Origin of the sequence: Paenarthrobacter nitroguajacolicus, from assembly GCF_007786235.1 — a bacterium.
In the GTDB taxonomy this organism is placed as follows: Bacteria; Actinomycetota; Actinomycetes; order Actinomycetales; family Micrococcaceae; genus Arthrobacter; species Arthrobacter nitroguajacolicus_A.
Map to the genome: position 1 here is coordinate 289,054 of NZ_VNFK01000006.1, position 18,486 is coordinate 307,539.

At 62.9% G+C, this 18,486-nt stretch carries 17 protein-coding genes; 7 read left to right on the top strand and 10 right to left on the bottom strand.

What is annotated here, in order from left to right:
- Positions 1 to 35: 35 nt before the first annotated feature.
- From FQP90_RS10580 to FQP90_RS23815, 3 genes are all read right to left on the bottom strand, one after another.
- The gene (locus tag FQP90_RS10580) at positions 36 to 1,322 is read right to left on the bottom strand and encodes a winged helix-turn-helix domain-containing protein (protein ID WP_144649940.1); all 1,287 of its coding nucleotides are present in this window, start codon (positions 1,320 to 1,322) and stop codon (positions 36 to 38) included.
- A 29-nt stretch (positions 1,323 to 1,351) separates the two neighbouring features.
- Positions 1,352 to 2,080: a ribosome hibernation-promoting factor, HPF/YfiA family gene (hpf, locus tag FQP90_RS10585; protein WP_144649942.1), complete on the bottom strand. Its 729-nt coding sequence runs from the start codon at positions 2,078 to 2,080 to the stop codon at positions 1,352 to 1,354.
- Positions 2,081 to 2,223: 143 nt separating this feature from the next.
- Positions 2,224 to 2,697: a ComF family protein gene (locus tag FQP90_RS23815; protein WP_306439403.1), complete on the bottom strand. Its 474-nt coding sequence runs from the start codon at positions 2,695 to 2,697 to the stop codon at positions 2,224 to 2,226.
- Between FQP90_RS23815 and FQP90_RS23635 the strand changes: the two genes are divergently transcribed.
- Positions 2,671 to 3,219, top strand: coding sequence for a hypothetical protein (locus FQP90_RS23635; protein ID WP_244296662.1), 549 nt, complete (start codon positions 2,671 to 2,673; stop codon positions 3,217 to 3,219). The two genes, FQP90_RS23815 and FQP90_RS23635, sit on opposite strands and share 27 nt — an antisense overlap.
- Positions 3,220 to 3,344: 125 nt before the next feature.
- Here the strand turns inward: FQP90_RS23635 and FQP90_RS10595 are convergent, their stop codons facing one another.
- From FQP90_RS10595 to mtrA, 3 genes are read right to left on the bottom strand one after another with little or no spacing between them, the layout of a single operon-like run.
- The gene (locus FQP90_RS10595; protein WP_144649946.1) at positions 3,345 to 5,063 is read right to left on the bottom strand and encodes an LpqB family beta-propeller domain-containing protein; all 1,719 of its coding nucleotides are present in this window, start codon (positions 5,061 to 5,063) and stop codon (positions 3,345 to 3,347) included.
- Complete coding sequence (gene mtrB / locus FQP90_RS10600; RefSeq protein ID WP_144649948.1) at positions 5,060 to 7,027, bottom strand: MtrAB system histidine kinase MtrB; 1,968 nt, start codon at positions 7,025 to 7,027, stop codon at positions 5,060 to 5,062. The genes FQP90_RS10595 and mtrB overlap by 4 nt, the downstream gene beginning before the upstream one ends.
- Positions 6,999 to 7,673, bottom strand: a complete 675-nt coding sequence (gene mtrA, locus FQP90_RS10605) for an MtrAB system response regulator MtrA (protein WP_144649950.1) — start codon at positions 7,671 to 7,673, stop codon at positions 6,999 to 7,001. The genes mtrB and mtrA overlap by 29 nt, the downstream gene beginning before the upstream one ends.
- Positions 7,674 to 7,895: 222 nt before the next feature.
- On the opposite strand from mtrA, the gene FQP90_RS10610 reads away from it, so the two are divergent.
- From FQP90_RS10610 to FQP90_RS10635, 6 genes are read left to right on the top strand one after another with little or no spacing between them, the layout of a single operon-like run.
- The gene (locus FQP90_RS10610) at positions 7,896 to 9,155 is read left to right on the top strand and encodes a DUF7847 domain-containing protein (protein WP_244296664.1); all 1,260 of its coding nucleotides are present in this window, start codon (positions 7,896 to 7,898) and stop codon (positions 9,153 to 9,155) included.
- A gap of 23 nt (positions 9,156 to 9,178) precedes the next feature.
- Positions 9,179 to 9,817, top strand: coding sequence for a DUF4129 domain-containing protein (locus FQP90_RS10615; protein WP_244296666.1), 639 nt, complete (start codon positions 9,179 to 9,181; stop codon positions 9,815 to 9,817).
- Positions 9,814 to 11,016 (top strand): DUF4350 domain-containing protein, encoded by a 1,203-nt coding sequence (locus tag FQP90_RS10620; protein WP_144649956.1) that lies wholly within the window; start codon positions 9,814 to 9,816, stop codon positions 11,014 to 11,016. The genes FQP90_RS10615 and FQP90_RS10620 overlap by 4 nt, the downstream gene beginning before the upstream one ends.
- Positions 11,013 to 12,080, top strand: coding sequence for an AAA family ATPase (locus FQP90_RS10625; protein ID WP_144649958.1), 1,068 nt, complete (start codon positions 11,013 to 11,015; stop codon positions 12,078 to 12,080). The genes FQP90_RS10620 and FQP90_RS10625 overlap by 4 nt, the downstream gene beginning before the upstream one ends.
- A gap of 32 nt (positions 12,081 to 12,112) precedes the next feature.
- Entirely contained in the window at positions 12,113 to 13,405 is a 1,293-nt protein-coding gene (locus FQP90_RS10630) for a DUF58 domain-containing protein (protein WP_144649960.1), read from the top strand.
- A 20-nt stretch (positions 13,406 to 13,425) separates the two neighbouring features.
- Positions 13,426 to 14,148, top strand: a complete 723-nt coding sequence (locus FQP90_RS10635) for a DUF4166 domain-containing protein (RefSeq protein ID WP_144649962.1) — start codon at positions 13,426 to 13,428, stop codon at positions 14,146 to 14,148.
- Between the two features lie 55 nt (positions 14,149 to 14,203).
- Here the strand turns inward: FQP90_RS10635 and FQP90_RS10640 are convergent, their stop codons facing one another.
- From FQP90_RS10640 to FQP90_RS10655, 4 genes are all read right to left on the bottom strand, one after another.
- Complete coding sequence (locus FQP90_RS10640) at positions 14,204 to 15,238, bottom strand: hypothetical protein (protein ID WP_144649964.1); 1,035 nt, start codon at positions 15,236 to 15,238, stop codon at positions 14,204 to 14,206.
- A 3-nt stretch (positions 15,239 to 15,241) separates the two neighbouring features.
- Positions 15,242 to 15,631, bottom strand: a complete 390-nt coding sequence (locus tag FQP90_RS10645; RefSeq protein ID WP_144649966.1) for a chorismate mutase — start codon at positions 15,629 to 15,631, stop codon at positions 15,242 to 15,244.
- Positions 15,632 to 15,784: 153 nt separating this feature from the next.
- Positions 15,785 to 17,491 (bottom strand): ABC transporter ATP-binding protein, encoded by a 1,707-nt coding sequence (locus FQP90_RS10650; protein ID WP_144649968.1) that lies wholly within the window; start codon positions 17,489 to 17,491, stop codon positions 15,785 to 15,787.
- Positions 17,488 to 18,486, bottom strand: a complete 999-nt coding sequence (locus tag FQP90_RS10655; protein WP_144649970.1) for an ABC transporter permease — start codon at positions 18,484 to 18,486, stop codon at positions 17,488 to 17,490. Before FQP90_RS10655 ends, FQP90_RS10650 begins: the two co-directional genes overlap by 4 nt.

An 18,486-nucleotide genomic window follows, 5' to 3' on the forward strand; every position in this document is an offset into this window, starting at 1 on the left:
TGCTCCCAGTCTCATGCTGCCGAATTCTGGCTGTTTCAGTCTACGGGAGAGACTAACGCCACGTGGCCGTGTTCACCTCTGAGCGGACTGACCAATTCCACGTGGGCGGCCGGGCGGCCAGATCGAATGGAGATCGCTTCGGAGAGTGCTTCGGCGAGGTCGCCCACGGGCCACACCGCGACCTCCTGCAGGCCGAGCCACTCTGCCATGAGCTCAAGTTCAGCGGCAAGCTCGACGGCGGTATCCACCGGCGCGTCCACCTCGCCGTACGCCGAGCGCACCAGCAGCTTTCCCGCCAGCCGGTCTGCCTTCAGGTCCACCCTCGCAACGATGGACTCCCTCAGCAGGAACGGCAGAACGTAGTAGCCGAATCGACGCTTGGCGGCAGGAGTGTAAATCTCAATGCGGTAATGGAACCCAAACAACTCTTCCAAGCGCCTCCGCTCAAAGACCAAGGAATCAAAGGGGCTTAAAAGCGCCCGACCTTCGGCTCTTCGTGGCAGCTTGGCGTTGACATGTCTGAAGACGTCCCGTTCCCATCCGCGCACTGAAACCGGTTCGAGACGGCCTGCCCGGACAAGACGGTCGACTGACTCCGATCCGGCTTTAAGTGGCGTCCGGAAGTAGTCCGAAAAGCACCGGACCGTCCCAATGCCGTGAGCTTGAGCGGCTGCGTCGATCAGACGGTCAAGGGACGCTTCAGCATCGACCTCTACCGGCGTCGCTGGGACAACCCTGGAGGTCAACGTGTACTTGCGTTCGAATTGCGGTGTCCTCGACGCGGCAGAAACCCTGCCTTCTTCGAAGAGGTGCTCCAGTACGCGCTTGACGATGTTCCAGTTCCAACCCCAGTTGTCACTCTCGGCTTGGCCGTCATGGCCAAGCTTGGCAGTAACTTCCGACGCCGTCATCGGGCGCCCGGTTGTGAGGGTCGCCAGGATGCGATCTTCCATGTCAAGGCGTTCCGCTGGGTCAAGGTGGTGGGCTCCAACCCACGCCCGTCTTTGCCATTGCAACAGATCCTGGAACAGCTCAGGGCGGATGAAACTTGCTTCGTGCGCCCAGTACTCCATCATTTTGCGTGGTTTTCGGCCCGCCATTGTCTGGAGGATTTGGGGATCGTAATTGCCCAGCCGGGAAAAGAATGGAAGGTAGTGGCTCCGTGCCACCACGTTAACCGAATCGATCTGGACAAGCTGGAGTCGGGCAAAGGTCCGGCCCACCACCCGTGGAGTCACGGGACCGGTGGGCCGGACCTTTGCCAATCCTTGAGCTGCCAATGCGATCCGCCGTGCCTGTGAGAGGCTCAGCGAAGCGGTCATTGAAGTCCCTTCATGCAGGAAATGAGGCCTTATTTGGCGGTTGCGGCCTGATCGTCAGAGCGATACGCGTGGATCTTCTCTTCCACAGCCTCTTCGCCGGGCTCGCAGGTGGAGTCAAGCGTTATCACACCATAAGTCCAGCCACTGCGCCGATATACCACCGATGGCGCGTTGGTTTCCTTGTCCAGGAACAGGTAGAAGTTGTGGCCCACAAGTTCCATGCTGTCCACAGCGTCATCCAGCGTCAGGGATGCTGCGGGGAAAACCTTCCGACGGATCAGGACGGGTGAATCGCCTGCCGGAATGTCGTTTTCGATGTCGTAGGGAGACCGCTCATCCGGTTGCGGGGCGGGCTCCTGGTGGTTGCTGGCTTCGACGTAAAGGGGCTCACTGGCGCTGGCTGGCTCAAGGGTTGCCGTAGCTTCCCGCACGGCCTTAGGTGTGTGGCGGCCGTGGTGCACCTTTTTCCGGTCCTTCGCCCGACGAAGCCTTTCAAGCAGCTTGTTGTACGCGAGATCGAAGGCAGCGAATTTGTCAGCGGCTGTGGCCTCGGCACGGATCACGGGGCCTCGGCCCAGGACGGTCACTTCTACGGTGAGCTGGCCCGGCGTCTGCCTGGGGTTGGTTTCCTTGGAAACCTTGGCGTCGACTCGCTGGACCTTATCCCCCAGCGATTCAATCTTTGAGATTTTCTCGCCGGCGTATTCGCGAAAGCGGTCAGAAACTGTGAGATTTCGTCCGCTGATCATGAACTCCATGGTGCCCTCCAAATAACTCAGGTGACACGACAACGGCGCTGTTGGGGGCTTGTCTGACGGACAGTCGAGCCCCTTTCCGAGCCGCTATCGACAGGTACATCTGTTCTTGGTACCCACAACCGACGTTAGTTCATCGCCACCGGTTATTCATCCTTTAGCCACTTATTTTTTGATTGAGTCTTAAGGACTTCATGGGGGTCGTGCCCGGCAGCGAATGAAGCGTAGGCTGGTGGCCTCGTGGCCGCGAGCACCACAGCGCCGCAGACGAGTCCCCCAGCGGCTGTCACTGCCCTCGCTGCCTCAGCGAGAGTAGCCCCGGTGGTGAGGACGTCATCAACAAGGATGCACCGCCTCCCACGCAGTTCCTGGATCCGGCGCCCCCTCACGTGCATGGATTCTCGGACCCTGTTGGCCCGTTCGCCCCTTCCCAGCCCCTTTTGGCCGCCCGCGTGACCCGTGGTGTCACGGTCCAGCAGCACAGCAGAGAGCAAAGCCTTCATTTGCCCGACTGCCCAGGGCAGGCGTGCCCCACGGGCCAGCCAGGCCAGGGGTGGATCCTCCGTTTTTGCCAGTACGTCAAAACTCGGGCAATGCGGCTGCAGCCGGCGAAGGTGCATACAGCGGAGCAGGAGGTGCACCGGACTGAATCCGCGTGCACGGTATGCCCTGCCACTGGTGGGCACGGGGACGAGGCAATATCCGGACTGACCACCTGTGGCGGCTTCCACGGCTTTGCTGAGACATGGCGCCAAAACGCCGGCCAAGCGCCACTGGCCAAGATGTTTGAAGGACAGCAGGCACTGTGCCAGTTCATCCCGGTAGGCCCCCGCGGCCACCACCCCGATCTTCGCCGTGCCATCCACGTCGACCAGCGCAGGCGATTCCTGCTCTGCACGGAAAGGCTGCTTGCACAGCTGCCGTATGCGTTTGGCGCACCCGCCGCAGAGCGCCGTGTCCTCAACCCCACAGCAGGCGCACTCAACTGGAACCAAGAGGGAGGCCAGATCACCCACAGCCCCTTGCACCCCGGCCACGAGCCGCGCCGAACGCCGCTGATCTACCCCACGACGACGAGCCCTGGCGGGCTCGGGTGCATGAAGATCGGGGTCGACGCGATGAGGGAACCAGCGTTGATGTAGCCAGCGTTGACGAAGCCACGCGCCTGGAACGGAGAAAGTCATGCTGTCAGCCTGACCGAGGAGCCGTCCCACAAGCAGGCACAACGAACACTATGTGGACAACAAAGGTGAACTGCTCGGCGAAATCAGCCGGGGAAAGCTGGTTCTGTGGGCCCCTTCAGCTGGAGCTCCCAGCCGTTTCCAACGCGTTGGAAGATGCCGGCCTCGGCTTGGCCGTAAATTTGTTCGGAGCCATTTCCAGCGCTGATGCTCGTCAACCCGTCCCAAGGTGCCAACTGTTGCGGTTCTCCCGACGCCAGCGAAAGCAGCTCCGGCACAACTGTCGCCGTAGCCGAACCGGACATAACGGCCACTGTGGAGCCGTTGACCCAGACACCCTGGTCGGCTGCGCCTGTGCTGAGCAGCGTGATGGGGGCTGTGAGGTCCTTGGGAACGCCGTCCGGGTTGCGGACGATCCCTGTGATCTGGACCGTCGTCTTGCCATTCGCTTGGGAGATAACCAACGCCCGCGTACCTTCACGGGAAACCCGGAAGTCCTTGACTGTCCGGCCGGAGAGCCAGGAAGGCGTGATGGTGACATTCGGAATTGCCATGCCCGGTGCTACGCCGGTGGGCTTGTAGGCAACTATTTCCGCTGCCCCGTTGGCACCCGGACCCGCAGTCCACACCCAGTCGTGGGGACTGAAGGAAGGACCCGTGAGAGTGGCCCTGGTGGTCAGTTGACGTGCTGGCTGTCCAGGCTCAATGGAGTAGAGCGTGGTCCGGTCACCGTTCAGGAATGCAGCAGTCTGCGACACCGGCGACTCTGCCGGTGAGTGTGGTCCCAGTCCGGCCACCGACTGTATGTCCGGGAGGGGGGTGACCCTGTTGTTTTCGTACCGCACCAGATCGCCGTTGTTTACAGCGATTTGGCGTGCGGGAACAGTCTTGTCCAGCACGGGTGGCAACACCGTGCCGTTGTCTTCAACCCGTACCAAGTCCTGATCTGCGCGCAATTGGACGTTGATGACGTCGGGCTGGCTCCGGAAAGTCAGCGCCAGTTGGTTTTGCATCCTCTGGCGGTCCTCCGCAGAGGCGTCAAACAGTTCCTTGGCGGAGAGATCCACCTGTGCTGCCCCGGAAACAACGGGAACGGATTCCCGCGCGAGCTTCATCCCCGAGGGGAAAGCGCTGACGACCGCACCCCTTAGGTAGGGTGCCGGACCGGCAAGCAGTGCACTTGTCATGGACTTCACCGTGTTCTTCTTGATGAACCACCTGTAGTCGGGTACCGCGTAGGTAAAGGTCGGGTCATAGAAATAGATGGGATTCGCCCCGTAAATGACCTTGAATGTCTCCTCCGCGATGGCTGTACCGTCCGGAACCTTCGAGATGCGCCATTCTCCTTCGACCTGCTCAAGCGTCAGCGGAATGGTCTCCTTGGTGCCCGGCGGAAACTGGGTTGCAACGCCGTCGGCATCCACCGAATAAGCCAGATCGAGTTCGAAGAGGTACTCATTTTCCACGGCTGACTTGACCACCTGGGCCTCACGGAAAACGATGGCTCGCTTGTCTGGCTTCCACGTCACCGACTGTGCTTGTGTCAGGAACTGACGTGCCACAGGATAGTCGTCTTCGTAGCCGCTGCCGGCCATATAGAAGTCCTCAATGACCGTCTCGGGACTGGACCCGGCCCGAGGGGCTGCCGGAAAGAAGACAGGCGCGTTGGGATTCCCGGCGCCTTCGTCCTTGCTCTTGCCCACGGGACCGGAGCGTGGAATCTGCGCACAGGATGCGAGGAGGAAGACCAGCGCAGCCAAAACCGCCACGAAGGCCTTCATCCGCCGGGTCCGCCCCTTGCTCATGACACCTCCCCAGGTTCGTTTCCAGTTGTCGAGGGCTTCCCACCGTCGGCGTGGGACTGGTGCGGGGCGCCTCCCGGCCCTGTTCCCAGTACCAGCATCTGGCGTTCGCTCGGCGAGCCAGGAAATTCGATGTCTGCCGGTTCAAGCTGTAGAGGCGACTTCACAATGGTCCCTCCTTGACGGAGCGGCAATGTCAAGCGGAAGTTGGAGCCGGATCCCTTGCGACCCCAGGCCTGGAGCCATCCGTTGTGCAATTTGGTGTCCTCGGCCGCGATGGAAAGGCCCAATCCGCTGCCTCCGGTAGTCCGGGCCCGCGCAGGATCTGCCCGCCAAAAGCGGTCAAATACCCGGGCTGCTTCAGCTTGGCTCATACCGATTCCGTGGTCCCTGACTGATACCGCCACGGCATCGTGGTTGGCCGCGACAGAGATGTGGATCGGTTTGCCTTCCCCGTGCTCCAAGGCGTTGAGGAGCAGGTTGCGGAGGATACGGTCGATCCTTCGGGAATCCATTTCCACCACGATGCTCTTTTGCCGTGCGTTCAACCGGACTTCCGAGCCGTACTCTGCTGCGACCGGTGCTGCACCGTCGATGACATGCGAGATCACTTGGAAGATGTCCTGTGGTTCCGCATCCAGAACAGCAGCACCGGCGTCGAAGCGCGAAATTTCCAGCAGATCCGACAGCAGGGACTGAAAGCGCTCCACCTGGTGGTAAAGGAGCTCTGCGGATCTTTTGTTCATGGGGTCGAAGTCTTCGCGTGCCTCGAAGAGCACCTCGGCTGCCATGCGAACGGTGGTCAGCGGAGTCCGCAGTTCATGGGACACATCGGAAACGAAGCGTTGCTGCATCTGCGACAACGTGGCCAGCTGGGTGATCTGTTCCTGGAGGCTGGCGGCCATGTGGTTGAAGGAGGCGCCCAATCTGGCGACCTCGTCTTCTCCCTTGACCACCATGCGTTCCTGCAGTTGGCCAGCCGCGAGTTTTTCTGAAACCACGGCAGCATGGCTGACGGGGCTGACGACGTTACGGGTCACGTACCACGCGATGGCGCCGATCATCAGGACCAGGGCTGCCCCACCTGCCCACAGGACGTTCTGGATTTCATCCAGGGTTTGCTGGGCTGTGTTGAGATCGTAAATAAGGTAGAGCTCGTAGGCCGTCCCGTTGAAGGTGACCAGGTTTCCCACTGCAATCCCGGGGCGGTCCTCGTTTCCTACCGGGAACTGGGTAGAGGCCCAGAACTGCTGCTTGCCACCCTCTTGGACAGCCTTCCGCAGCTCAGGTGGGATGACACGGACTGTCAGTTGGTCCGAGGCACGGGACTCGACCCAGCGGTTTCGGGGTTTGGTCTGTTCCGGTTTCGCTTCAAAGACGTAGCGGCGTTGGATCACTGAGCCCCTGCCCTCCACGGCAGTCAGGGTGTCGTAAACCAGGGTGATGACGCTGGACTGGTCGGTGACCTGCGCGCCGTCGAAAGTGTCTTGGACCTGTTTGACGTTATAACGCGACTCGGACTCAGCTTGGGCCAGACGCTCCTGGAAGAGGTTATTGGCGATTTGGTTGGAGAGGTATGCACCGACGATGGCGAAAGACGTCACCGCCAACAGCAAAGTGGTGAGGACCGTACGGAATTCCAAGGACCGCCGCCAGCGCCGAAGCAGGGAGCGCCACAGGAAGCGCAGGCCCGGCCGGATCTGCCGGACGCCGATGGCGACCAGACGCGACACCCGAAGGACCAAAATGAGACCGCGACGCGTCCAGATCCGCGCGCGGGTAACCAGCCAAGGCAGGTTACGGACCTGACGGCGAGACTGTTCCTGGGATGCTTCGGGGGTCGTTGGCGGGGCCGGTGCCTCCTGCTGGACACCGGCCGCTTCAAGACCCTTGGAAGTGGGGTCGTTGCCTGCCGTGCCGGACTTGCCGACCGGAGACTCAGGAACCTGCTTTATATCCGACACCACGCACCGTCAAAACGACCTCGGGCGCTTCCGGATCGCGTTCAATCTTGGAGCGCAGACGTTGGACATGAACGTTGACCAATCGTGTGTCGGCGGCGTGGCGGTAACCCCACACCTGCTCAAGCAGCAGCTCACGGGTGAAAACCTGCCAAGGCTTCCGCGCCAGGGCCACCAGGAGATCGAACTCAAGCGGTGTCAGCGAGATTCGCTCGCCACCGCGGGTCACCAAGTGACCTGCGACGTCGATGGTCACGTCCGCAATACGCAGGGTTTCAGGGGCCTTCTGTTCGCCCGGCCGCAGTCGTGCGCGGACTCGCGCCACCAGTTCAGCAGGCTTGAAGGGCTTGGGCACGTAATCGTCCGCGCCGGATTCCAGACCGCGGACCACGTCCGAGGTATCGGACTTTGCCGTGAGCATCACGATGGGAACGTCCGACTCGCCACGGATCTGCCGGCACACCTCGATGCCGTCGGAGCCTGGCAACATGAGGTCCAGAAGCACCAAGTCAGGCTTGGAAGAGCGGAACACTTCCAGGGCTTGGCCGCCATCTGCGCAGAACACCGGCTCGAAGCCATCATTGCGCAGGACGATGCCAATCATCTCCGCGAGTGCTTCGTCGTCGTCAACTACCAGAATGCGTGCCTTCATAGTTATATATTCCCTTATCACCAAGTCTTTGTCCCGTTGGGCACGGCGCCCGGCATGGCGCCCCAAGGGCACTTCCACCGTACTGCACCCCGGCCTGGGTTCGCCGGGAAGGACGGTCGGTCGGTGGGCTATGAGGGACGACGGCGGGACTATAGGCTGGGTGCGAAGGTCCGTAGGGGGACGTCGGATGTCGGCGGGCCGGGTCTCATGGGGAGGATATCGGTGTCACAGCCAGAGCACGGCCAAAATCCATCGTCGGGTGGTCAGCCCGGTTGGACCAACCAACCGCAGTGGGGCAACCAGCCGCAGTGGGGTGGACCCCAGGGATGGGCGGCCCCGCAAGGTGGCGGGCAGTACAGCCAGGGCCAACCCGCTCCAGGGTGGCCTTCCGGACCTCCCTACGGACAGCCCCTCTACGTCGCTCCCCCAAAGCCGGGCGTCATTCCCCTGCGTCCCTTGCAGTTCGGCGAAATCCTGGACGGCTCTTTCCAATCGATCCGCCGCAATGCCGCTTCAATGTTTGGCTCCGCCCTGATCGTGCAAGCCATCGGGGCCGTTTTCATCGGCATCGTCACCGTGGGAATGTTCCAGCTGTCCATGTCCCTTGAGAACGTGAGTTCGGAGGCCGAATTCACCGAAGCCATGGGTCCCTTCCTTGCCATCATGGCCGGAACCTTGGGGGTTTCTGTTCTGATCGGCTTTCTTGGGTCTGTCCTCCAAGGCGTGTTGGCAGTACCGGTAGCCCGGGCCGTCCTCAACCGAAGGACCGGCTTCAAGCAGATGTGGAAGCTCGCCGGCCGGCGCATCTGGCCGCTGCTGGGCGTTGCGGTTTTGCTGACGCTGGGTGGGTTGCTCGCGGCAGCCGCAGTGATCGGGATCGCGGTATTGCTGTTTACGGCCATGGGTCCCGCCGCGCTGCTGGTAGTCCTTCCCCTGGGACTGGGTTCCATAGTGTTTTTCGTCTGGATTGCCTTGAAATTGATGCTGGCGCCGGCAGCCATTGTGGTGGAACGGACCGGCGTGTACGACGGACTGCTCCGCTCCTGGCACTTGACCAGAAACAATTGGTGGCGCATCTTCGGGATCACCCTGGTGGTCGCCATCATGGTGGGAATCATTGCCCAGATCGTCCAGATCCCGGCTTCCTTGGCCGCTGCCGCCATCGGACAGGTCATGGCACCCCACCCGGACCCGGAGACGGTCGCCTCCACCTTGGTCGTCACTACGGTGATCTCCACTGCGATCGGAGCCCTGGTGGGGTCTGTGACGTTCGCCTTCCAGTCCTCGGTTTCCGCGTTGCTCTACATGGACCTCCGGATGCGTCGGGACGGCTTGGATGTTGAGCTGATGCGGCTGATGGAAACCGGCGCAGATCCGGATGGAATACCGGGCGCTCCGTCCGACCTGCCCCGAAACGACACCTGGCCTCCTCACGGCGGCCACTTTCCGCCCAGTGTCCCCGGGCACCGACCTCCGGCATGAGGGCAGCCCCGATGGAACCGCCCGTGACGCCCGACCGAGACGAAGCGCGGCGCTGGGCAGCAGAAGAGTTATCAAAACCCCAATACCCTGACGCGCAGCCCGGCTGGCTGGACCAACTGTGGCGGGACTTCCTCGACTGGCTTGCATCCCTGGAGGGCGACGGAACAGGGACAGGGCCCAATCTTGCTGTTCCCATGATTGTGGCCCTGGCCGTGGCACTCATCATCGTGGCCATCTTTGTGGTCCGGCCTCGGCTGAACGCACGACGAAAGACACCGCACGCAGACATTTACGGGGATGACAGTACCGTCGATGCTGACGGATACCGGAGACGAGCGGGAACTGCAGCCGACGACGGCGACTGGCCGGCCGCCGTCGTCGATCAGTTTCGCGCTCTTGTACGCTCAGCCGAAGAGCGTGACGTGATTGACGTCCGGGCCGGGAGGACCGCAGACGAGGCCGCCGGACAGTTGGGGCAGGTATTTGGTGCTGCACAACGTCGGTTGGATGACGCCGCCCGCCTCTTCGATGCCGTGCGTTACGGCGAAGAGGGCGCGACGAAGGCCGACTACGAGAGACTCCTGCAGTTGGACACCGAACTGCTTGCAATGAAACCCGATTTCGCGGGACAGGCGCAGGAGAGATTCGCGGTGCCCCGATGACCACACCCCTCATGGACACAACACGCCGTCCGGACGATGCGGCACCTCCCGAACGATCCTCGATGCAGGGTTTCACGGCCTGGTTCCGCAAACACTTGGTGTGGATTGGGATCGGCGCCCTGCTGGCTGGCCTGGTGACCTATCTCGCCATCGCCAGTGTCTCCGGCGCCAAGGACCCACGGCCGTTGTCCGCCCGGAATCCAGCCCCGGATGGCGCCATGGCCGTAGCCGAAATCCTGGGGCGCCAAGGCGTGTCCATCGCGCCGACGGACACCCTCAAGGACACCCTGTCTGCGTTGTCAGGCAAAGACAATGCCACAGTCCTCCTCTACGACCCCAAGGGCTTCCTGGATCAATCACAGGTGGAGGACCTCACGGCTGCTGCAGACCGTGTGGTGGTGGTGAAGCCGAGGCTCAGAACCCTCAACGGGCTTGGTCCGGAATTCCGGCCGGGTGGCGTGGTTCCCGAAGCGACCAGGGTCATGGAGCCTGCCTGTGGGCAGGAAGACGCCGAGGCAGCAGGAAGCGTCTCCGCGCAAGGTTCCGTTTATTCGGGGCCCGTGGTCTGCTACTCCCCCCGCGGCAACGGACCGGGCCTGTATGCGGCGTCGTCCGATGGGCGCGTCATTGTCCTCGGAAGCACGGACTTGCTGGACAACCAGCACCTCACAACAGAGGGAAACGCAGCCATTACCTTGCGTACTCTGGGCAACAACCGCGACCTGGTTTGGTATATCCCGGGTGTTGAAGACGTCTCCGCGACGACTTCCACTCCGACGCTCAGCGAACTGGCACCCCCGTGGTTGGCTTTCGCCGGTCCGTGGTTGGCCCTCGTGGCGGTGCTGGCCATTGCGTGGCGTGGCCGGCGAATGGGACCTCTCGTTTTCGAGCCCCTCCCCGTTGTGGTCAAGGCCGCTGAAACGGCGGAAGGCAGGGCTCGCCTTTACCAGGACTCACGGTCTGTGGGAAGGGCCGCCGACAACCTGCGGGCTGGAACGTTGACCCGCCTGGCCCGGCATTTCAATCTCGGCACCGACGCCACCAGGGCAGCAATCGTGGACGCTACTGCCCATCGCTTGGGGCGGCCGGCCCCTGAAGTACGGTCGGTCCTGATCGACCTCACGCCAGAAACCGAAGGGCAACTGGTTCAGTGGGCCCAACACATCGAACGAATGGAACAGGAGGCGACCGCCCGATGAGCAGCCAGCCGAACAGCTATACGGACAGCAACAGCCACTACGCGGGCGGTACGACGCCCCAGGGAACGCAGCAAGGAAGCAGCGCTTCGGAGAACGGCCACGGTCACGCCGCTGAAGACCCGGCACGACAGTCGCTGCTGAATGTCCGTGCCGAAGTGGGCAAGGCTGTCGTCGGGCAGGATCCCACCGTCACGGGCATGCTCATTGCCCTTTTGTGCGGCGGTCACGTCCTCCTGGAGGGCGTACCTGGCGTAGCAAAGACTCTCTTGGTGAGGGCGTTGTCCACTGCCTTGAGCTTGGACACCAAACGCGTCCAGTTCACTCCCGACCTGATGCCGGGAGACGTCACGGGGTCGCTGGTCTACGACTCCCACTCCTCCGAGTTCACCTTCCGGGAAGGTCCAGTCTTCACGAACATCATGCTCGCGGACGAGATCAACCGCACCCCGCCCAAGACGCAGGCCTCCCTCCTGGAAGCCATGGAGGAGCGTCAGGTGTCGGTCGATGGCGTGTCCCGCCCGTTGCCGAGTCCTTTCATCGTGGCGGCCACGCAGAACCCCGTGGAATATGAAGGAACCTATCCCCTGCCGGAGGCCCAACTTGACCGGTTCCTCCTCAAACTGACCATGCCGCTGCCCGGAAGGGCGGAGGAAATCGAGGTCATTCGTCGCCATGCCGGTGGCTTTGATCCGCGAAATCTCGCCGCAGCCGGCGTACGGCCGGTGGCTGGCGCCGTCGAACTTTCCGCTGCGCAGGCGGCGGTAGCGCAGGTGACTGTGGCCCCTGAACTCCTCGCGTACATCGTTGACATTGTCCGTGCCACAAGGACTGCGCCGTCGTTCCAGCTCGGTGTCTCCCCCCGTGGAGCCACCGCGCTGCTCAACACATCCAAGGCTTGGGCGTGGTTGTCCGGCAGGTCGTTCGTCACTCCGGACGACGTCAAGGCGTTGTCGTTGCCGTGCCTTCGGCACAGGGTAGGGCTCCGGCCGGAAGCACAGATGGATGGTATCCAGGTGGACGACGTCCTGGGCAGCATCCTCGCATCCGTCCCGGTGCCTCGGTGAGCTCTTTACCGGCCACGGCCAAGGTGGCCTGAATGTACATCACGGGTCGTTTTGTAGTGCTGGCCCTGGCGGGATTGGTGCCGTTGGTGCTGCTTCCTGCGTGGAGCACCGTCCTGTTGGTGGTCGCTGGCCTGCTGCTGGTGCTCATGGTTGACCTCGTGGCGGCAGCCTCGCCGGCGAAGCTCGCACTGGAACGAAAGCAGCCAGGAAATGTGACGCTTGAGAGCAGCGTGGATTCCGAGCTGAGTGTCACCAACGGCACCGGGCGGAAGCTGCGGGCTCAAGTCAGGGATGGGTGGCAGCCGTCCGCAGGCGCCGTCAATCCTGCCCAGTCCTTGGTGGTCCCGTCCGGCGAGCGTCGCCGGATGACGGTGACCTTGGTCCCGCGGCGTCGTGGTGATCTCACAAGCCCGCACGTGACCATCCGCTCGCTGGGGCCGTTGGGCCTTGCGGGCAGACAGCGAACACGCGTACTCCCGGGCCAGTTGCGGGTCCTTCCACCGTTCCACTCGAAGCGCCACCTGCCCTCGAAGCTCCGGAAGCTCAGGGAACTGGATGGCCGGGCCGCGGTCCAGATCCGCGGCGCGGGAACAGAGTTCGACTCCCTCAGGGACTACGTCCGCGGCGATGACGTCCGTTCCATCGACTGGCGTGCCACCGCACGCCGCACGTCAGTAGTGGTGCGAACCTGGCGTCCGGAGCGTGACCGCCGGGTGGTCATTGTGCTCGATACTTCCCGAACAGCAGCCGCCAGGATTGAGGACGAGCCACGGCTGGACACGGGCATTGAGGCTGCGTTGTTGCTCGCTGTGCTGGCTGAACGGGGCGGGGACCGCGTTGACTTCCTGGCCTATGACCGGAGGCTTCGCGCCCGGGTCGATTCGGCGTCGAAAGGCAATCTGTTGGGACAACTGGTCCAGGCCATGGCCCCTTTGGAAGCCGAACTCATAGAACTGGACTGGCAGCAGATCCCGGGGCAGGTACGGACCGTCTCGGCGCACCGCTCGCTGGTGGTGCTGTTGACAGCGCTCGACGGCGGCGCCCCCGAAGAAGGTCTGCTCCCCACGGTGGCGCAATTGTCCCGCCTGCACGTGGTGGTGGTTGCATCGGTACGGGATCCGTTGCTCAAGGAAATGAAGGAGCAGCGGACCACGGCAAGCCAGGTCTTTCGGGCAGCGGCTGCCGAGCGTGCGCTGCTGGAACGTGCTGCAGTCATGGCACAGCTCCGGCAGCTCGGAGCCGAAGTGGTGGACGCCGAGCCACTTGACCTGCCGCCCCTTCTGGCCGACACCTACATCCGGCTCAAAGCAGCCGGTCGACTCTAGTTTCCTCAGGAAGGACTGCCATGAACGCCCCCATCTATCGGCTGGCACTCGGCGATGATTTCTCCAAGCTGGCGCCGGAGCTCCAGGAGTACTTTTCGCTGGCGGCAGGTACAGGATCCTATGGGATCGGCGAAGGAGTGTTCGACGTTGTGGGTTGCCGGCAGAAATGGCTGCGCCCCCTGCTGGCACTTACTGGAGGTGAGGAGGCTTTCTTTCCCGAATATGGCGAGGGCATCCCGTTCCGGATTGAGAACCATGCCCACGTGGATCCTTTCGGGCGTCCGGCCCTGACTGCCCGGAGGGAGATCTACTTCCCATCCGGGACAAGGTTGTTCCACGATACGACCAGCGCCATCACGACCCAGCACGACCAAGGTGGCGGCGAACCGGCCCGTTTAGTGGATCACGTAGGCCGCTATCGGCGGCTGGTGACGGATTTGGACGTCAGTGTCACCGCTGAGGGCCGGCTTCGTGGTGTTTCCAAGGAGAGCCGCCTCTTCCTGGGTCCGCTGCGCATTCCTTTGCCGGCAGCCCTGGACGCCCGGGCCTATGCCGAGCAGTGGTGGGATAAGGACGAGGGAAAGCACCGCATCCAGGTCAAGGTCATTCAGCCGCAAATCGGTTTGGTGCTGGTGTATGCCGGACGCTTCGACTACAGGCTGGCACCTTACCTTCCAGGGGCCGCACCCGGAACGACGCTCCCCCGGTACGCGGAACCGGATCGCTGGGAGAAGCGGATCTAGCCTCACCCAATAAGCCTGGTTCCGGTCAGCTTGGTTCCCGTCAGCCTGGTTCCGGTCAGCCCTGAGCCAGCTGGTCCAGTCCATCGGCCACTTGCGTGAGCCTGGTCAGGATGTCCGTGGCTGCTGAGGGCTTGAGGTGTGCCAGTCCTGTAGATGGCGTGACGCGGATTCCCGAGAGCCCCGATGCCGGCAGGCCCAGCTGGCGCCACGGCTTCCAGATGCTTTCAACGACGTCCCCGGTCCGTGGCAGTTGCGCCTGCCCAACCCAGGTTGGCATCGCACCGGCCCACACCCGTTTCCCGGCTTCGACACCGGCAGCGAGCAGCTCCCACTGGCGGGTGGTCAGGGCTTTGAGCGGGACAGCGATGCCGTCCGCACCTGCGGCAAAAATCCGTTCGATGGGCGCTTCGATCTCCGGTACGGACACAACGGTCTCGACGGCGCCCGCGGCCTGCAGTGCGTCGATCACCAGTCGCCATGCTCCTGTCACTTCCTCACCCGGGATGGACCGCAGGGTGCGGTAACCACTCGCGGTAGGGATGGTCCCGGCCATGACGGAGGCGATCTCCGGTTCGTCGATCTGAACCACTATTCCGGCGCCCGGTACTGCTGCCGAGATCCGGCGGAGGTGCTCCGCGACCCCCGCGGCCAAGGACTCGGCGATGTCGCGGCGGGCGCCATAATCCAGGAGGGCTCGTTCGCCATTGTGCAAGTGAAGACTCGCGGCAAGGCTCATGGGTCCCATCAACTGAATTTTTAGTTCACCCGCGGACACGTCCTCCATGCCGGCGACGTCGGCCAGGATGTTGATGTCCGTTGCGAGGGCCGAGTGGGCGCGCTGGGCATCCTTGCCCGGCCTGTCCACCAAGCGCCAGCCGTGGGGCTGCACATCGATGGCCAAATCCACCAGCAGGGAGCCCGAACGGCCAACGGCGTCCGAACCTATCCCCCGATCGGGAAGTTCGGGCAGGAAAGGAAGATGGGGATCGCCCAACTCTCCCTGGATAATCCGGGTTGCTTCCGCGGGATCGCTGCCGGGCCACGGCCCCAGGGCCGTGGCGCTGGCGCGCAGGTCGTTCTCAGGCGACACGGATCACGCCTGCTGGCTGGAGATCTGGTGATCCTCGGCGATGGCCTCGTGGTGGCGGATCACTTCGCTGATGATGAAATTCAAGAACTTCTCCGCAAAGGCAGGATCAAGGTGCGCATCTTCCGCGAGACGGCGCAGCCGTGCGATCTGGGCAGATTCCCGGCCCGGGTCGCCCGCAGGAAGCTTGTGGGTGGCCTTGAGGATTCCAACTTTCTGGGTGGCCTTGAACCGCTCGGCGAGGAGGAAGACCAGTGTGGCGTCAATGTTGTCAATGCTGGACCGGATGGACAGCAGTTCCTCCATGACGGCACGGTCCACGTGGCCGGCCAAGGAGCTCGCTGCCGGGTTGAAGGAATCGACGTCATGGGGAAGGGCGTTGTTCTGCTCGGTCATGCATCCCAGTCTATGGTGTGGGGCGTTACCGTCGTGGGTGTTACCTGCCGGTGGAGGGGTGGTAGCGCGAGAAGTTCGAGGGCAGTTTCCCGGAGCACAGAAAGGTGCGCCCCTCGCAAAGAGGGACGCACCTTCGCTTCTTCCGAAGGCGGCCTAGCCGCGCAGCAGCGCGCGGTGCGCTTCCCGCCGTCGTGCTTGTTCGTCAGGGTCTGGAACCGGCAGCGAAGCTATCAGCCGCTTGGTGTAGTCGTGCTGGGGCGAACCCATCACGTGGTTGCCGATCCCCTGCTCCACCAGCTGGCCTTTGTACAGCACGCCAACCCAGTGGGCCAACATATCCACCACCGCGAGGTCGTGGCTGATGAAGAGCGCCGCAAAGCCGAACTGCTCCTGGATGTCCTTGAACAAGTCCAGGACCTTGGCCTGCACTGAAACGTCCAGTGCGGACGTGGGTTCGTCGGCGATCAGGAGGCGCGGGTTGAGCGCCAACGACCTCGCCAGGGAGGCGCGCTGCCGCTGCCCGCCGGAGAGCTCGTGCGGGTAGCGTTGCGCGTACGACGCCGGCAGCTGGACTGACTCGAGCAGCTCACCAACCTTCTTCCTCGCCTCAGCTGCGCTGGGCTTGGTGTGGATGATGAGCGGCTCGGCGACGCACTCACCGATGGTGAGATGCGGGTTGAACGACGCCGCCGGGTCCTGGAAAACGAAGCCGATGTCCTTCCGCAGTGGACGGAACGACCGCTCCTTGAAGTCCAGCATCTCGTAGCCAAGAACCTTCAGGCTGCCACCCGTGGTGCGCGTCAGTCCTGCAATGGCCCTGCCGATGGTGGACTTTCCGGAGCCGGACTCCCCGACGAGTCCGAACACTTCGTTCTCCGAGACCGTGAAGCTGACGTTGTCCACGGCCTTAAAACCGTTCCTGCCGAACCGCCCCGGGTATTCGATGGTGAGGTTCTTGGCTTCCACCAGGACCTGGCCGTCCTGGTGGAGCCGGCCCCGGGCACCCTCCGAGGCCGAATGACGGCCAAGGTGCGGCACGGCAGCCAGGAGCTTCCTGGTGTACTCCTGCCGAGGTTCGGCGAAGAGGGTCCTTGACGGGGCTTCCTCCACTACGTCGCCCTGGTACATCACCACGACGCGGTCAGCCAGGTCGGCAACCACACCCATGTTGTGCGTGATGAGCACAATCGATGTCCCATAGTTGTCCCTGAGGTCGCGGAGGAGCTGCAGGATTTCGGCTTGGACTGTGACATCCAGTGCAGTTGTGGGCTCATCTGCCACGATCAGCCCGGGGTTCAGGGCGAGCGCGGCAGCGATGACCACACGTTGTTTCTGGCCGCCGGAGAACTGGTGCGGGTAGTAGTTAACCCGCGTTTCGGGATCAGGGATTCCCACCTTGCGCAGTGCCTCGGTGGCCCGTTTTTTGGCCTCTTTCGCGGAGACGCGGTGCCCGTCCGTTGAGTGCGCCCGGATACCTTCGGCGATCTGCCAGCCCACCGTAAACACCGGGTTCAGGGCTGTGGACGGTTCTTGGAACACCATGGCGACGTCGCGCCCGCGGATCTTTCGGAGCGTGGACTTGCTGACGCTGATCACGTTGTTGCCGTTGATGACCACCGCGCCGGAACTGATGGCCGTTTCCGGGAGCAGGCCAAGAATGGTCTTGGCCGTCACTGTCTTGCCGGAGCCCGACTCCCCCACGATGGCAAGGACTTCACCGGCTTTGACGTCAAGGCTGACGTCGCGCACTGCGTAGACGTCACCACCATCGGTTGCGAAGGTGACCTTCAGCCGGTCAACAGTGAGGACAGGCTGGGCGGAACCGGCGTCGTCGGAGATGTGTCCGAGGTTGGTGGTCATGGCTTACCTGCCTCTGAAGGTGTTGACTGCGTTACTGGTGCTGCCGGGGTTCGACCGGCGCGCTTGCGTCCCCTGATCCGGGGATCGTTGAGGTCATTGATGCTTTCGCCCACCAGCGTCAGGCCAAGAACGGTGAGCACGATCGCGATGCCGGGGAAGACGCCTGTCCACCAAATGCCGGAGGAGGTATCAGCGAGCGCCTTGTTGAGGTCGAATCCCCACTCGGCGGCGGACGTCGGCTCGATGCCGAAGCCCAGGAAGCCCAGTCCGGCCAGCGTAAGGATCGCCTCGGAGGCGTTGAGGGTGAACATGAGCGGCAGGGTTCGTGTGGCGTTCTTGAAGATGTGCCGTCCGATAATGCGCAGGCTGGACGCCCCCAGGACCTTGGCCGACTCGACGAACGGTTCGGCCTTGAGGCGGATGGTCTCGGCACGAATCACCCTGAAGTACTGCGGTACGAACACCACGGTGATGGAGAAAGCACAAGAAAAGATGCCGCCCCAGAAGCTGGATTGTCCCCTGCTGATGACAATGGAAATGACGATCGCCAGGAGCAGGGTGGGGAAGGCGTAGATAGCGTCCGCCACCACAACCAGGATCCGGTCCAGCCAACCGCCGAAGTATCCGCTGAGCAGGCCGAGGGCAACGCCCAGGAAGAGGGACATGACCACGGACACCACGATGACCGCCAGGGCCGTCTGGGAACCCCAGATGACTCGCGACAGGACGTCGTAGCCGCCCACAGTGGTGCCCAGGAGGTGCTTGCCGCTTGGAGCCTCCTGGGTGGGGAAGGATCCCGACCCGTCGCTGAGCTGGGAGTAGCCGTACGGTGCGAGCAGTGGAGCGAAGATGCTGGTGAGGATAAATAGTCCGCTGAGGACTACTCCCACGATGAGCATGCCTCGCTGGAGGCCCACGCTCTTCTTAAGGTGCGAGACCACCGGGAGCCGGGAGAAGAGCGGCTGCCTTGGCGGCGTCAGTGCAGGAGTGCTCAT

What these genes read in the sequence shown, in the direction of transcription:
- FQP90_RS10580 (WP_144649940.1), bottom strand. Translation starts at nt 1,322, where the DNA reads ATGACCGCTTCGCTGAGCCTCTCACAGGCACGGCGGATCGCATTGGCA.
- hpf (WP_144649942.1), bottom strand. Translation starts at nt 2,080, where the DNA reads ATGGAGTTCATGATCAGCGGACGAAATCTCACAGTTTCTGACCGCTTT.
- FQP90_RS23635 (WP_244296662.1), top strand. Translation starts at nt 2,671, where the DNA reads ATGCGGCTGCAGCCGGCGAAGGTGCATACAGCGGAGCAGGAGGTGCAC.
- FQP90_RS23815 (WP_306439403.1), bottom strand. Translation starts at nt 2,697, where the DNA reads ATGCACCTTCGCCGGCTGCAGCCGCATTGCCCGAGTTTTGACGTACTG.
- FQP90_RS10595 (WP_144649946.1), bottom strand. Translation starts at nt 5,063, where the DNA reads ATGAGCAAGGGGCGGACCCGGCGGATGAAGGCCTTCGTGGCGGTTTTG.
- mtrA (WP_144649950.1), bottom strand. Translation starts at nt 7,673, where the DNA reads ATGAAGGCACGCATTCTGGTAGTTGACGACGACGAAGCACTCGCGGAG.
- FQP90_RS10620 (WP_144649956.1), top strand. Translation starts at nt 9,814, where the DNA reads ATGACCACACCCCTCATGGACACAACACGCCGTCCGGACGATGCGGCA.
- FQP90_RS10625 (WP_144649958.1), top strand. Translation starts at nt 11,013, where the DNA reads ATGAGCAGCCAGCCGAACAGCTATACGGACAGCAACAGCCACTACGCG.
- FQP90_RS10630 (WP_144649960.1), top strand. Translation starts at nt 12,113, where the DNA reads ATGTACATCACGGGTCGTTTTGTAGTGCTGGCCCTGGCGGGATTGGTG.
- FQP90_RS10635 (WP_144649962.1), top strand. Translation starts at nt 13,426, where the DNA reads ATGAACGCCCCCATCTATCGGCTGGCACTCGGCGATGATTTCTCCAAG.
- FQP90_RS10645 (WP_144649966.1), bottom strand. Translation starts at nt 15,631, where the DNA reads ATGACCGAGCAGAACAACGCCCTTCCCCATGACGTCGATTCCTTCAAC.
- FQP90_RS10650 (WP_144649968.1), bottom strand. Translation starts at nt 17,491, where the DNA reads ATGACCACCAACCTCGGACACATCTCCGACGACGCCGGTTCCGCCCAG.
- FQP90_RS10655 (WP_144649970.1), bottom strand. Translation starts at nt 18,486, where the DNA reads ATGAGCACTCCTGCACTGACGCCGCCAAGGCAGCCGCTCTTCTCCCGG.